Origin of the sequence: Pseudomonas marginalis (assembly GCF_024169655.1) — a bacterium.
Classification (GTDB): Bacteria; Pseudomonadota; Gammaproteobacteria; order Pseudomonadales; family Pseudomonadaceae; genus Aquipseudomonas; species Aquipseudomonas paraveronii.
Genome location: NZ_JALJWV010000001.1, coordinates 3,635,400 through 3,650,110 on the forward strand (window position 1 = coordinate 3,635,400; position 14,711 = coordinate 3,650,110).

General features: G+C 59.3%; 12 protein-coding genes. 8 read left to right on the plus strand and 4 right to left on the minus strand.

What is annotated here, in order from left to right:
* Positions 1–14 precede the first annotated feature (14 nt).
* Positions 15–2,420, minus strand: a complete 2,406-nt coding sequence (locus J2Y83_RS16465; protein WP_253396749.1) for a DNA translocase FtsK — start codon at positions 2,418–2,420, stop codon at positions 15–17.
* 499 nt (positions 2,421–2,919) lie between these two features.
* On the opposite strand from J2Y83_RS16465, the gene aat reads away from it, so the two are divergent.
* The 3 genes from aat to infA all read left to right on the plus strand — a co-directional run bounded on the left by aat (position 2,920) and on the right by infA (position 4,682).
* On the plus strand, positions 2,920–3,600 hold the full coding sequence (aat, locus tag J2Y83_RS16470) for a leucyl/phenylalanyl-tRNA--protein transferase (RefSeq protein WP_253396751.1): 681 nt from the start codon (positions 2,920–2,922) through the stop codon (positions 3,598–3,600).
* Positions 3,601–3,655: 55 nt separating this feature from the next.
* A complete protein-coding gene (locus tag J2Y83_RS16475; protein ID WP_253396753.1) occupies positions 3,656–4,363 on the plus strand; it encodes an arginyltransferase in 708 nt (235 codons plus the stop codon).
* A gap of 100 nt (positions 4,364–4,463) precedes the next feature.
* The gene (gene infA / locus J2Y83_RS16480) at positions 4,464–4,682 is read left to right on the plus strand and encodes a translation initiation factor IF-1 (protein ID WP_002553999.1); all 219 of its coding nucleotides are present in this window, start codon (positions 4,464–4,466) and stop codon (positions 4,680–4,682) included.
* Positions 4,683–4,921: 239 nt separating this feature from the next.
* On the opposite strand, the gene clpA is transcribed toward infA, so the two are convergent.
* Complete coding sequence (gene clpA, locus J2Y83_RS16485) at positions 4,922–7,192, minus strand: ATP-dependent Clp protease ATP-binding subunit ClpA (protein ID WP_247397124.1); 2,271 nt, start codon at positions 7,190–7,192, stop codon at positions 4,922–4,924.
* Between the two features lie 29 nt (positions 7,193–7,221).
* Positions 7,222–7,590: an ATP-dependent Clp protease adapter ClpS gene (gene clpS, locus J2Y83_RS16490; protein WP_010567912.1), complete on the minus strand. Its 369-nt coding sequence runs from the start codon at positions 7,588–7,590 to the stop codon at positions 7,222–7,224.
* 223 nt (positions 7,591–7,813) lie between these two features.
* Here clpS and cspD point away from each other — a divergent pair, with 223 nt between their 5' ends.
* Complete coding sequence (gene cspD, locus J2Y83_RS16495) at positions 7,814–8,092, plus strand: cold shock domain-containing protein CspD (RefSeq protein WP_301295020.1); 279 nt, start codon at positions 7,814–7,816, stop codon at positions 8,090–8,092.
* Positions 8,093–8,174: 82 nt separating this feature from the next.
* Here the strand turns inward: cspD and icd are convergent, their stop codons facing one another.
* Positions 8,175–9,431 carry an NADP-dependent isocitrate dehydrogenase gene (gene icd, locus J2Y83_RS16500; protein WP_253396755.1) on the minus strand — a complete coding sequence of 419 codons (1,257 nt, stop codon included), beginning with the start codon at positions 9,429–9,431 and terminating at the stop codon, positions 8,175–8,177.
* Positions 9,432–9,936: 505 nt separating this feature from the next.
* Here icd and J2Y83_RS16505 point away from each other — a divergent pair.
* From J2Y83_RS16505 to hflD, 4 genes are all read left to right on the plus strand, one after another.
* On the plus strand, positions 9,937–12,162 hold the full coding sequence (locus J2Y83_RS16505) for an NADP-dependent isocitrate dehydrogenase (RefSeq protein WP_253396757.1): 2,226 nt from the start codon (positions 9,937–9,939) through the stop codon (positions 12,160–12,162).
* Between the two features lie 215 nt (positions 12,163–12,377).
* Entirely contained in the window at positions 12,378–12,824 is a 447-nt protein-coding gene (locus J2Y83_RS16510) for an NUDIX hydrolase (RefSeq protein WP_253396759.1), read from the plus strand.
* Between the two features lie 59 nt (positions 12,825–12,883).
* The gene (gene mnmA / locus J2Y83_RS16515) at positions 12,884–14,008 is read left to right on the plus strand and encodes a tRNA 2-thiouridine(34) synthase MnmA (protein ID WP_253396761.1); all 1,125 of its coding nucleotides are present in this window, start codon (positions 12,884–12,886) and stop codon (positions 14,006–14,008) included.
* The gene (hflD, locus tag J2Y83_RS16520) at positions 14,005–14,628 is read left to right on the plus strand and encodes a high frequency lysogenization protein HflD (RefSeq protein WP_253396763.1); all 624 of its coding nucleotides are present in this window, start codon (positions 14,005–14,007) and stop codon (positions 14,626–14,628) included. The genes mnmA and hflD overlap by 4 nt, the downstream gene beginning before the upstream one ends.
* The last annotated feature ends 83 nt before the right edge of the window (positions 14,629–14,711 follow it).

Sequence of the window (14,711 nt, forward strand, 5' to 3'; positions counted from 1 at the left end):
CACGCGGCGCGTGATCAGTCGCGCATCTGCCCGGGAGCGATGACTTCGCGCGAGCCGTTGGTGTTCATTGCGGTGACGACACCGGCATTTTCCATGGATTCAATCATGCGGGCGGCGCGGTTGTAGCCGATTTTCAGCTTGCGCTGTACGGCAGAGATCGAGGCGCGACGGCTTTCCAACACGAAGGCGACCGCTTCGTCGTACAGCGCGTCGGTTTCGGCATCATCGTCGCCACCGCTGCTGCCGCCATCGAAGCCGCTGCCGGCTTCTTCAACACCGGCGAGGATGTCGTCGTTGTATTCCGGCGCACCGCGCAGTTTCCAGGCTTCCACCACACGATGCACTTCATCGTCGGAAACGAACGCGCCATGCACGCGAATCGGCAGGCTGGTGCCCGGCGGCATGTAGAGCATGTCACCGTGGCCCAGCAGCTGTTCGGCGCCACCCTGGTCGATGATGGTCCGCGAGTCGATCTTGCTCGACACCTGGAACGCCATGCGCGTCGGGATGTTGGCCTTGATCAGACCGGTGATCACATCCACCGACGGCCGCTGGGTCGCAAGAATCAAGTGGATACCGGCGGCACGCGCCTTCTGGGCGATACGTGCGATCAACTCTTCAACCTTCTTGCCGACGATCATCATCATGTCGGCAAATTCGTCGACCACCACGACGATGGTCGGCAACTTGGTCAGCAATGGCGCTTCGTCGTGGATGCTTTCGCGCTTGTACAACGGGTCGGTCAGCGGCGTGCCGGCGTCCTGGGCTTCCTTGACCTTGGCATTGAAGCCCGACAGGTTGCGCACGCCCATCTTCGCCATCAGCTTGTAGCGCCGCTCCATCTCGGCAACGCTCCAGCGCAGGGCGTTGGCGGCGTCCTTCATGTCGGTGACAACCGGGCACAGCAGGTGCGGAATGCCTTCGTAGATCGACAATTCGAGCATCTTCGGGTCGATCATGATCAGCTTGGCGTCTTCCGGGCCGGACTTGAACAGGATCGACAGGATCATCGCGTTCACACCCACCGACTTACCCGAGCCGGTAGTACCTGCCACCAGCAGGTGAGGCATTTTCGCCAGGTCCGTGATCACCGGCTTGCCGCCGATGTCATGGCCCAGGGCCAGGGTGACCGGCGATTTGAAGTTGTCGTATTCCGGGGTCGACAGCACCTCGGAGAAGCGCACGATCTGGCGGTCTTCGTTGGGAATCTCGATGCCCACCGTGGTTTTGCCGGGGATCACTTCCACCACGCGCACGCTGGTCACGGCCAGGGAACGGGCGAGGTCTTTGGCCAGGTTGGAGATACGGCTGACCTTGACCCCGGCCGCTGGCTGGATTTCGTAACGGGTAATCACCGGGCCGGGGTGGATCGAGTCCACCGACACTTCGACACCGAATTCCTTGAGTTTGATTTCCAGCAAATGGCCGACGGCCGCCAGGGACTCAGGGGAATAGTTGAGTTGTTTCTTCTCGGCCGGGTCGAGAATCGAGATCGGCGGTAATGTGCCTTCGACCGCGCTGTCGACAAACAACGGCGCCTGTTTCTCTTTCTGCACGCGATGGCTCGGCTCGGGAGCCTTGATCGGTGCCGGGGCGATGACCGGCGGCACCTGTTTCTCGCGGTCCGACATGTGCTTGCTCAGGGCTTGCTCGCGCTCGATCAGGCGTTCCTTGACCTTGGCTTGTTCACGTCGGTCCGGCGTGCTCGGGGCCACGACCTCGTTGACGCGGGTGTCCACCTCGCGCAGTTGGGCCACCATGCGCTTGCGCTCGACCCGAGCCGACCACCAGCGGTTGGCGGCGCCCTGGAACAGTTCCAGCAGGTCGAGGGTGATTTTGCCGGTCACGTCCATCACCTTGAACCACGACAGGTCGGTGAACACGGTGAGGCCAAACAGGAACAGCGCGATAAACATCAGGGTGCTGCCCTGGATATTCAGGGTCTTGCGGGCCAGGTCGCCGAGACTCTCACCCAACGCACCGCCGGCTCCCGCCGGCAGGCCGGTTGGGGCATGGAAATGGATATGCGCCAATGCCGCACCGGACAGCACCAGGAACACCAGGCCGATCAGGCGCCAGGAAAACAGCCAACCGCTCCACTGCCACGGCTCATGACGCTGGCGGAAGATCTGCCAGGTCTTGATCGCCAGCAGCAACGGGAAGATGTAAGCGAAATAACCCAGCACCATGAACAGGATATCGGCGCTGTAGGAACCGGCAGGCCCACCGAAGTTCTGCACGTCTTCGATCTTGCTGTTGTGGCTCCAGCCCGGATCGTCCTTGCCATAGGTGAGCAAGGCCATCATCAGGAACAGGCACAGGGCGCCGATGGCGATCAGTGCACCTTCCTTGAGCCGATAATGCAGGTGCTGACGCCAGGCCGGCACGACTGTTTTTTGTGTCGCGGTGGATTTCTTCAAAACGGGTCTTTTCCTGCGCCTTTAGCGCGTCCATCTGTTGAATGACTGCACACTGCCGCCCAATCCGAGCAGCTGAAAAAATATACGAACGTCGTTAAATCTACCTTTAACACCGAGCGATTGACGAGTGAAACGGCGATAACGCCAGAATGCCCGCATTGTACGGGTTTGTGTCCCTGATGCCACGCACTTGCCCCTTGCGCGGCAGCCTGAACAATTCAAGTGTCACATACTGTTCAATTTGAGCACGCATTGCCTTTGCTGACAAAGGCTTATGCGCTGTTTCTAGCAATCCAGGCAAGGTTGGCAATTGGCCTGCATGGGGCAGTCCCGAATACGACCACGTCTCTGAGAGAGAGTTGCAGAAACACCCGTTCACGCTAATCCACACCAATGCCCGATTCGGGCTGGCTCCCTGGCGCCGGGTCGACAATAATCAATCTTCTCAGGGCAGGCCCCGTACCTGCCACTCCCCTCCCCTTCCGTAAGCCTGGATGCCATGCTGACCTGGTTACAACGCGACACCCTGACCTTCCCCCCGCTGGCCAAAGCCATGCGCGAACCCAATGGCCTGCTCGCCGCCGGTGGCGACCTGTCGGCCGAGCGGCTGATCCAGGCCTATCGCCACGGCTGCTTTCCGTGGTTCTCGCAAGGCCAGCCGATTCTCTGGTGGTCACCGGACCCACGCACCGTGATCTTCCCCGACGAACTGCACGTATCCCGCAGCCTGGGCAAATTATTGCGCCAGCAGCGCTACAGCGTGACCTTCGACCAGGACTTCGCCGCGGTCATCCAGGCCTGCGCCGCGCCACGCGCCTATGCAGATGGCACCTGGATCACCGAGGGCATCCAGAGCGCCTACCAGGAGCTGCACGCGCGGGGTTACGCGCATTCGGTAGAGGTCTGGGACAACGGCGAACTGGTGGGCGGCCTATATGGGCTGGCGATGGGCCGGTTGTTTTTTGGCGAATCGATGTTCAGCCGCGCCGATAACGCCTCGAAGTTCGGCTTTGCCACACTGACCCGGCAGCTACAGGCGTGGGGATTTGTGCTGATCGACTGCCAGATGCCCAATGATCACTTGCACAGCCTGGGCGCGCGGGCCATACCGCGCAGCGACTTCGCCGGTTTCCTGCGCGACTATCTGGACCAACCCAGCGCTGGACCGTGGGTTTCCTAGGCGACTTCCTCGCACCTGGCTTACACTTATTTCAAAGCTTATCCGAGGGTTGATCATGACCGAGCTGGCGCGATTGAAGTTTTATGCCACTCAAGCCCACGCTTGCAGCTATCTGCCCGACGAACAGGCCACCACGCTGTTCCTCGATCCCAGCCAGCCGATGGATGTGCATGTGTATGCCGACCTCTCGGAAATGGGGTTTCGGCGCAGCGGCGATCACCTGTACCGACCGCACTGCCAAAACTGCAATGCCTGCGTACCAGCCCGAATTCCGGCGGCGCAGTTTGTGCCAGACCGCAACCAGAAGCGCATCCTCAAGCGCAACGCGGACCTGACTGTCACGGCGGCCAATCCCAGGTTCAGTGAAGAGTATTTCGACCTTTACCAGCGCTACATCGAACAACGCCACGCCGACGGCGATATGTTCCCACCCAGTCGCGACCAGTTTTCCACGTTCCTGGTGCGTGAACTGCCCTTCTCGCGTTTCTACGAATTTCGACTCGACGGGCGCTTGCTAGCCGTCGCCGTGACCGATTTGCTGCCCAATGGCCTGTCGGCGGTGTACACCTTCTATGAACCGGCCGAAGAGCGGCGCAGCCTGGGGCGTTTCGCGATCCTCTGGCAAATCGGCGAAGCCCTGCGCCTGGAACTGGAGGCGCTGTACCTTGGATACTGGATCAAAAACTGCAAAAAGATGAACTACAAGACCCAATATCGCCCCATTGAACTGCTGATTAATCAAAGATGGGTCACGCTTAACTAGAACCCCTTGGCTTAAACACCCTTTTTCGGGCACAATGCACGCCGCTTTTGCCTGGCGCAGTTGCACCGGGCCATTCACTGGATACCGAGGGCTTTACTGCATGTCGAAAGAAGACAGCTTCGAAATGGAAGGCACTGTCGTCGACACCCTGCCCAACACCATGTTTCGTGTGGAGTTGGAAAATGGGCACGTCGTAACCGCGCATATCTCCGGCAAGATGCGCAAGAACTACATTCGTATTCTTACCGGTGACAAAGTGCGCGTCGAGCTGACGCCCTATGACCTGAGCAAAGGGCGCATCACTTACCGCGCCCGTTAATCAAGTCAATACAAGACGCCCGGTTATGCCGGGCGTTTTTGTGTGCTCAGGATTTACCTGAAACCCAATGTGGGAGGGAGCTTGCCCTCGATGGCGGTGTGCCAGTAGACACATCTGTTGCTGATACACCGCTATCGGGGGCAAGCCCCCTCCTACATTGGATCGCCATTGTTCTGGCAATTGCATTTCAAGGCAGCAAAAAGGCGCCTTTCGGCGCCTTTTGCGTAGTTGCAGAACAATCAGGCCATTTCGGCCGTGGTTTCGAACTCGAAGGTCAGCTCGCCGTCCTTCAGGTCGATATGCACCACGCCACCGTGGTCGGCAAGTTCGCCAAACAGGATCTCTTCGGCCAATGGCCGCTTGATCTTGTCCTGGATCAGACGCGCCATCGGGCGAGCGCCCATTGCCGCGTCGTAACCACCCTCGGCCAGCCAATTGCGCGCCGCGTCCGTCACCTCCAACTGCACGCGCTTGTCTTCCAACTGCGCTTGAAGCTCGGTGAGGAACTTGTCCACCACGTTTTTGATGACCTCATGACTGAGGCGACCAAACTGGATAATGGTGTCCAGACGGTTGCGGAACTCCGGCGTGAAGCTCTTCTTGATCACTTCCATCGCATCGGAAGAGTGATCCTGATGTGTAAAGCCGATCGAAGCCCGCGCGGCGGTTTCAGCACCGGCGTTGGTGGTCATGATCACGATCACGTTGCGAAAGTCCGCCTTGCGCCCGTTGTTGTCGGTCAGGGTGCCGTGATCCATGACCTGCAGCAGCAGGTTGAAGACTTCCGGGTGTGCCTTCTCGATTTCATCGAGGAGCAATACGCAATGCGGCTGCTTGGTGATCGCCTCGGTCAACAGACCGCCCTGATCAAAACCGACATAGCCCGGAGGCGCACCGATCAGGCGCGACACGGTGTGACGCTCCATGTATTCGGACATGTCGAACCGCACCAGCTCAATGCCCATGGCCTTGGCCAACTGCCGGGCCGCTTCGGTCTTGCCAACGCCGGTCGGACCGGCGAACAGGAACGAACCGACTGGCTTGTCCGGCGACTTGAGGCCCGCCCGCGACAACTTGATCGCAGTGGACAGCGAGTCGATGGCGGCATCCTGGCCAAACACGGTGAGCTTGAGGTCGCGCTCCAGGTTACGCAGCAGCTCTTTGTCGGAACTGCTGACGTGTTTTGGCGGAATCCGCGCGATCTTGGCCACTATCGCCTCGACCTGAGACACATCGATGCGCTTCACACGCTTCTCGACCGGCTGCAGGCGCTGATAGGCACCCGCCTCGTCGATCACATCGATGGCCTTGTCCGGCATGTGCCGGTCATTGATGTAGCGCGACGCCAGCTCGGCAGCGGCACGCAGCGCTTCATCGGTGTACTCGACGCCATGGTGCGCCTCGAAACGCCCCCTGAGGCCACGCAGGATACCGATGGTGTCCTCAACCGAAGGCTCGGACACGTCGACTTTCTGAAAACGACGCGCCAGGGCACGGTCTTTCTCGAAGATCCCGCGAAATTCCTGGAATGTGGTCGAACCGATGCAGCGAATATCACCCGACGACAACAACGGCTTGAGCAGGTTGGAAGCATCCATCACCCCGCCAGACGCCGCACCAGCACCAATGATGGTGTGGATTTCATCGATGAACAGGATCGCCTGCGGGCGTTTTTTCAGCTCGCCGAGCAACGCCTTGAAGCGCTTCTCGAAATCGCCACGGTACTTGGTCCCGGCAAGCAACGCGCCGAGGTCAAGAGAGTAGACGACGCTGTTGGCCAACAGGTCCGGCACCTGGTTGTCGACGATACGCTTGGCCAGGCCTTCGGCAATCGCGGTTTTACCCACGCCCGCCTCACCCACCAGCAACGGGTTGTTCTTGCGACGACGCGCGAGGATCTGCGCCACACGCTCAACCTCAGACTCACGCCCCACCAGCGGATCGATCCGCCCCTGGCGCGCCAGCTCATTGAGATTGCTGGCATAGGCATCCAATGGATTGCCCGAAGAAGAAGACTCACCGCCCTCGTCGTCCTGCATATCCTGCTCACCCTCGGAATGTTCGCCGTGCCCAGGCACTTTGGAGATACCGTGGGCGATGTAGTTGACGACATCGATACGGGCAACGCTCTGCTGTTTCAGCAGAAACACTGCCTGGCTTTCCTGTTCACTGAAGATGGCGACGAGCACGTTGGCGCCCGTGACTTCACGCTTACCGGAGCTCTGCACGTGGAAAACAGCACGCTGCAATACCCGCTGAAAGCCCAGGGTCGGCTGGGTTTCACGGTCCTCGTCATGCACGGGGATCAGTGGCGTCGTGGAGTCGATGAACTCCTGCAGGTCATGCTTGAGTTTGTCGAGATTGGCGCCGCACGCACGCAGAACGGTGGCGGCAGCTTCGTTATCCAAAAGTGCCAGCAGCAGGTGCTCGACGGTCATGAATTCATGACGCTTCGAACGAGCCTCCTTGAAGGCAAGATTGAGGGTGACTTCGAGCTCGCGGTTTAACATAGCTTCACCTCATACCCAAGTGGTCGGCGTTAACCGTCCTTCTCGATTTCACAGAGTAGCGGATGCTGGCTTTCCCTGGCGTACTGGTTGACCTGCATGGCCTTTGTCTCGGCGATGTCGCGGGTAAACACTCCACATACTGCCCGTCCTTCTGTGTGAACGGCCAGCATTACCTTGGTCGCCAACTCGCGGTTCAGGTTAAAAAACACCTCGAGCACTTCGACCACGAAATCCATCGGTGTGTAGTCATCATTGAACAAAACCACCTTGTACATCGGCGGCGCCTGTAGAGCAGGCTTAGCCTCCTGGACAGCAATGCCTGCAGAACCGTCGTCATCGTGTTCGTGATCCGGTCGATCCTGATTGAATGTTAGTCGAATCTGGCTGATTGCATGCATGGAAAGAAAGGTTCGTCAGTGGTTCAAATACAGTGGTGGGGGCGACCTGTCAGAATTTCAACTCTGACCCTTCGGTCACCTTGACTATCGGTAAATCAGTGTTACAACCAATAGAACCCACAGTGGGTAAAAAAGGTCCGCGCAGTCAACCTTATTATTCGGGTTAGGACGGATAAACTGGATGATACTCCAGTGATGGAGTCTGGTGCAGAGGGATATGGGTATGTCTGGCGTCAAGATCAGTGGCAAGGTCAAGTGGTTCAATAACGCCAAGGGATATGGCTTTATTAACGAAGAAGGTAAAAGCGAGGACCTTTTTGCACACTATTCGGCGATCATCATGGATGGGTACAAAACGCTGAAGGCGGGGCAAGCTGTGAGCTTTGAAATCATTCAAGGACCGAAAGGGCTGCACGCCGTAAATATTGATGCAGTGAAAACTGGAACACCGGAAAAGCCCGCAGCATCGCACGCTCATAAAGAAAAGAAACAAACGGCCTGATTCGCCGCCGAGCATGCAGTCTTGCAATACGAAAACGGCCACCCCAGTCAATCCAGGGTGGCCGTTTTTTATGCCACTTTGCTTACATATGCGAAATCAACGCATCGCCAAACCCCGACGAAGACAGCAACTTGGCACCGTCCATCAAGCGATGGAAATCATAGGTCACGGTCTTGGCCGAGATCGCGCCATTGGTGCCCTTGATGATCAAGTCAGCCGCCTCGGTCCAGCCCATGTGGCGCAGCATCATTTCCGCCGACAGAATCAATGAGCCCGGGTTGACCTGGTCCTTGCCCGCATACTTGGGCGCAGTACCGTGGGTAGCCTCGAACATGGCGATGGTATCGGACAGGTTGGCCCCCGGCGCAATGCCGATGCCCCCTACTTCCGCCGCCAGCGCATCGGAAAGGTAGTCGCCGTTGAGGTTCAACGTGGCGATCACATCGTATTCGGCCGGGCGCAGCAGGATCTGCTGAAGCATGGCGTCGGCAATTGCATCTTTAACCACTACGTTCTTGCCGGTTTTTGGATTCTTGAACTGCATCCATGGACCGCCGTCGAGCAGGGTCGCGCCGAATTCTTTCTCGGCGATGCCGTAGGCCCACTCCTTGAAGGCACCTTCGGTGAACTTCATGATGTTGCCTTTGTGCACGATGGTCAGCGACTCACGATCGTTATCCACGACGTATTGCAGCGCTTTGCGCACCAGACGCTCAGTACCCTGCTTGGAGACCGGCTTGATACCGATGCCGCAATCCTGGTCGAAACGGATCTTGGTAACGCCCATTTCTTCCTTGAGGAACTTGATCACTTTGATCGCTTCCGGCGAACCGGCTTTCCACTCGATCCCGGCGTAAATATCTTCGGAGTTTTCGCGGAAGATGGTCATGTCCACGTCGCCAGGCTTCTTGACCGGGCTTGGCACGCCTTCGAACCAGCGCACCGGGCGCAGGCACACATACAGGTCGAGTTGTTGGCGCAGGGCCACGTTCAACGAACGGATGCCACCACCGACCGGGGTGGTCAGCGGGCCTTTGATGGACACCACGTAATCCCTGACCGCGTCCAGGGTTTCCTGGGGCAGCCAGGTGTCCTGGTCGTAGACTTGGGTCGCTTTTTCGCCGGCGAAAACTTCCATCCACGAAATCTTGCGCTTGCCGCCGTAGGCTTTTTCAACAGCTGCGTCGACCACCTTGATCATCACCGGGCTGATGTCGACGCCAATACCGTCACCTTCGATATAAGGGATGATCGGTTGGTCAGGAACATTGAGAGAATGGTCTGCATTGACGGTGATTTTGTCGCCGACTGCCGGAACCTGAATCTTCTTGTATCCCATGCTGAACTCCATCTATGGATTGAACATCTGGCTGCGTTCGAGCCTACTCCAGATAAATGACGACTGAAACCTCACGCCACGCTCATTTGCAGCGAAAACAGCATATTTAGTTGCCTACTAGCTTGAAAGCAAAGGGAAAAGCGCCAATCTTGAGCACATCATGCGACTTTAGGCGCGATTTGGTCCCTGCGACCTTTAGACCAATGGACGACCCACCTTTTGTATGAGAGCTCGGCGTAAGCATAGCGACCTATGTATAATGCCGCCGCTGACCAAAGAGTCACGACGGCCGACCGCCTGCTTCTTCAATAGAAAGCAACGCCCCGCGCCTGAAAAGCCGGACTAAACAATAGTCCACCCGCTTGACGCTCGACTGATGCAACCCAACATCACCGCGAAGAAATCTCGACCTTTCGCTCATGGATGACTTTGAACGAACGCGCTCTACCCGGCGCATCTCGAGTTTCTGCGCACGCTTTCAGCAAAGAAGAGAGTTAATCCGAATATGCCCACCCGCTCGAAGATCATCTACACCTTCACCGACGAAGCACCAGCCCTCGCCACCTATTCACTGCTGCCTATCGTAGAGGCCTTCACCGCTTCCGCTGATATTGCCGTGGAAACCCGCGACATCTCCCTCGCCGGGCGCATCCTCGCAAGCTTCCCCGAGCAACTGGGCGCCAAAGCCGTACCGGACCACCTCGCCGAACTGGGCGCCCTGGCCGTTACGCCTGAAGCCAACATCATCAAGCTGCCTAACATCAGTGCCTCGACCCCTCAACTGCAGGCGGCGATCAAGGAACTGCAAGCCAAGGGCTACGCCCTGCCGGACTACCCGGAAACCGTAACCACCGACGCGGAAAAAGAAACCCGCGCACGTTACGACAAGATCAAGGGCAGCGCCGTGAACCCGGTACTGCGCGAAGGCAACTCTGACCGCCGCGCACCGCTGTCGGTCAAGAACTATGCACGCAAGCACCCGCACAAGATGGGCGCCTGGGCCGCCGACTCCAAGTCCCACGTCGCCTACATGAGCCACGGCGACTTCTACGGCAGCGAAAAAGCCGTACAGATCGAGGCAGCCGACGCTGTCAAAATCGAGCTGATCGCTAAAGACGGCACCGCAACCGTACTGAAGGAAAAGACTTCGGTACAAGCTGGCGAAATCATCGACAGCTCCGTGCTGAGCAAGAACGCCCTGCGCAGCTTCATCGCCGCTGAAATCGAAGACGCCAAGAAACAAGGCGTGCTGCTGTCGGTTCACCTGAAAGCCACCATGATGAAGGTCTCCGACCCGATCATGTTCGGCCAGATCGTTGCCGAGTTCTATAAAGACGCCCTGGCCAAGCACGCCGTCGTGCTGGAACAGATCGGCTTCAACCTGAACAACGGCATCGGCGACCTGTACGCTCGCATCAAGGCCCTGCCGGCCGAGCAGCAAGCGCAGATCGAAGCCGATATCCAGGCGGTCTACGCCGCGCGCCCATCGCTGGCGATGGTCAACTCCGACAAAGGCATCACCAACCTGCACGTGCCGAGCGACGTCATCGTCGACGCCTCGATGCCGGCCATGATCCGTGACTCCGGCAAAATGTGGGGCACCGACGGCCAGCTGCACGACACCAAGGCTGTGATCCCGGATCGCTGCTACGCCACCATCTACCAAGCCGTCATCGAAGACTGCAAGGCTCATGGTGCGTTCGATCCGACCACCATGGGCAGCGTACCGAACGTTGGCCTGATGGCACAGAAAGCCGAAGAGTACGGCTCTCACGACAAGACCTTCCAGGTCAAGGCTGACGGCGTCGTTCGCGTCACCGACAGCAAGGGCAACCTGCTGATGGAACAGCCCGTCGAAGCCGGCGACATCTTCCGCATGTGCCAGGCCAAAGACGCGCCGATCCAGGACTGGGTCAAACTCGCCGTCAACCGTGCCCGCGCCAGCAACACCCCGGCCATCTTCTGGCTCGACCCACAACGCGCCCACGACGGTGCGGTGATCGAGAAAGTCCAGACCTACCTGAAAGACCACAACACCGACGGCCTGGACATCCGCATCATGTCGCCGGTCGACGCGATGAAGTTCACCCTGGAGCGCACCCGCAAGGGCCTGGACACCATCTCGGTGACCGGCAACGTACTGCGCGACTACCTGACCGACCTGTTCCCGATCATGGAACTGGGCACCAGCGCCAAGATGCTGTCGATCGTGCCGCTGATGAACGGCGGCGGCCTGTTCGAAACCGGCGCCGGCGGTTCGGCACCGAAACACGTGCAGCAGTTGCTGGAAGAAAACTTCCTGCGCTGGGATTCCCTGGGCGAGTTCCTGGCCCTGGCCGCATCGCTTGAGCATTTGGGTGTGACCTACAACAACCCGAAAGCCCTGGTACTGTCCAAGACCCTGGACCAGGCCACCGGCCAGTTCCTCGACAACAACAAGTCGCCATCGCGCAAAGTCGGCAACATCGACAACCGCGGCAGCCACTTCTACCTGGCGCTGTACTGGGCCCAAGCCCTGGCCGCGCAGACTGAAGACACCGCGCTGCAAGCGCAATTCGCCACACTTGCCAAGACCCTCGCCGCGAACGAGGCAACCATCGTTGCCGAACTCAACGCCGTACAAGGCAAGCCCGTGGACATCGGCGGCTACTACGCGCCGAACCCGGAGCTGACCAGCAAGGTCATGCGCCCGAGCAACACCCTCAACGCGGCAATTGCCAAGCTGAAGTAAGGTTGTAAGGATGCAAACAAACCCCGGCCCCGTGCCGGGGTTTGTGTTTCCAGCGAATAAACCGGATTCAAATGTGGGAAGGAGCTTGCTCCCGATAGCAGTGAGTCAGCTACCAATAAGTCGACTGCCTCACCGCCATCGGGAGCAAGCCCCCTCCCACACCGACTGCAATCCTGCCTGAAGACCGCACCGCACTCAGAATCGAGAGGCATCCAATGACCTGGCAACCCCACATCACCGTCGCCACCATCGTCGAAGACAACGGCCGCTTCCTGATGGTCGAAGAACTCAAAGGCGGCCGCGCCGTGCTCAACCAACCCGCCGGCCACCTCGACCCGCACGAAACGCTGACCGAAGCCGCCGTGCGTGAAACCCTCGAAGAAACCGGCTGGGACGTCGAAGCCACCGGCATCGTCGGCATCTACCTGTACACCGCCCCGAGCAACGGCGTGGCCTACCAGCGGGTCTGTTTCACCGCCAAGGCGCTGAAACACCACCCGGACTATCAACTAGACGACGGCATCGTGCGCGCCCGCTGGCTGACCCGTGAGGAGCTGATGGCCCTGCGCGACACCTGGCGCAGCGAGCTGATCATCCGCTGTATCGACGATTATCTGGCCGGCTTTCGCCACAGTCTCGAATTGATCCGACCTTCTCTTTAGCCTTGAAGGCTTGGGCCTGTTAGAATCGCGTCCTTTTTCAAGACACCCGTTGAAACCCTATGCGTGATCCAGCCCCTTCTGACACACAAAAGAAGCGCGTCATCGTCGGCATGTCCGGCGGCGTGGATTCTTCCGTTTCCGCCGTTCTGCTCATGGAGCAGGGTTATGAGGTGGAAGGCCTGTTCATGAAGAACTGGGAAGAAGACGATGGAACGGAATATTGCACCGCCATGGACGACCTGGCAGATGCCCAGGCCGTGTGCGACAAGATCGGCATCAAGCTGCACACCGCCAATTTCGCGGCCGAGTACTGGGACAACGTGTTCGAGCACTTCCTGGCCGAATACAAGGCCGGCCGCACGCCGAACCCGGACATCCTGTGTAATCGCGAGATCAAGTTCAAGGCGTTCCTCGACTACGCCATGATGCTCGGCGCGGACCTGATCGCCACTGGCCACTACGTGCGCCGTCGCGATATCGACGGGCGCACCGAACTGCTCAAAGGCCTGGACCCCAACAAGGACCAGAGCTACTTCCTGCACGCCGTCGGCGGCGAACAGATCGCCAAGACCCTGTTCCCGGTCGGCGAACTGGAAAAGCCCGAAGTGCGCAGGATCGCCGAGCAGCACGACCTGGCCACCGCCAAGAAGAAGGATTCCACCGGGATCTGCTTTATCGGCGAGCGCCGCTTCAGCGATTTCCTCAAGCAATACCTGCCGGCGCAACCGGGCGAGATCAAAACCACCGAAGGCGAGGTCATCGGCCGCCACCACGGCCTGATGTACCACACCATCGGCCAGCGCCAGGGCCTGGGCATCGGCGGCTTGAAAGACGCCGGTGACGAGCCGTGGTACGTGCTGGTCAAGGACCTGGAGCACAACGAACTGATCGTGGGCCAGGGCAATGAGCACCCCTGGTTGTTCTCCCGCGCGCTGCTCGCTTCGGATATCTACTGGGTCAACCCGGTGGACCTGAGCGCGCCGCGCCGCCTGACCGCCAAGGTGCGCTATCGCCAGAGCGACCAGCCCTGCACCCTGGAAAAAACCGCCGACGGTTACCGCGCCACCTTCGACGACCCGCAGCGCGCGGTCACGCCTGGCCAGTCCGTGGTGTTCTACGATGGCGAGGTGTGCCTGGGGGGCGGCGTGATTGAAGTCGCCGAACCCTGGAGCAGCCCGGCATGAGCCCGACCCAGGAGCAATTGACGGCGCTTGGCGGGGTCTTCCTCGCCGCGGTGCTGGTGGACAAGATCGCCAAAACCGGCCAGGTCACCGAGGCCGGCCTGACCTGCATGCTCGGCAGCCTGCTGATTCGCGACCCCAAGGACACCCTGGAAGTCTACGGCGGTGACGACCTGGCGCTGCGCGAAGGCTACCGTGCGCTGGTCGGCGCACTGGAACGCGACCCGAGCACCTTGCAGCGCGAACCACTGCGCTACGCCCTGTCGATGCTCGGCCTTGAGCGCCAACTGGCCAAGCGTGACGACCTGCTCGAGACCATCGGCAAGCGTCTGCCGCAGATCCAGTCCCAGGTTGAACACTTCGGCCCGGCCCACGAAAACGTCATCGCCGCTTGCGGCGCGCTGTACCAGGACACCTTGAGCACGTTGCGCCAGCGCATCCAGGTGCATGGCGATATGCGCAACCTGCAACAACCGAACAACGCCTCGAAGATCCGTGCCCTGCTCCTGGCCGGTATTCGTTCGGCGCGGTTGTGGCGCCAGTTGGGCGGTCATCGTTGGCAGCTGGTCATCAGCCGTCGCAAATTGCTCAAAGAGCTTTACCCGTTGATGCGCAAAGAATAAGTCGCAGCCACGGGCTATTTTCAAGCCGTTACGCGTAATACGCCGGTCAGTTGGCAACGGACCGGCGGATTTTTTCATGTATG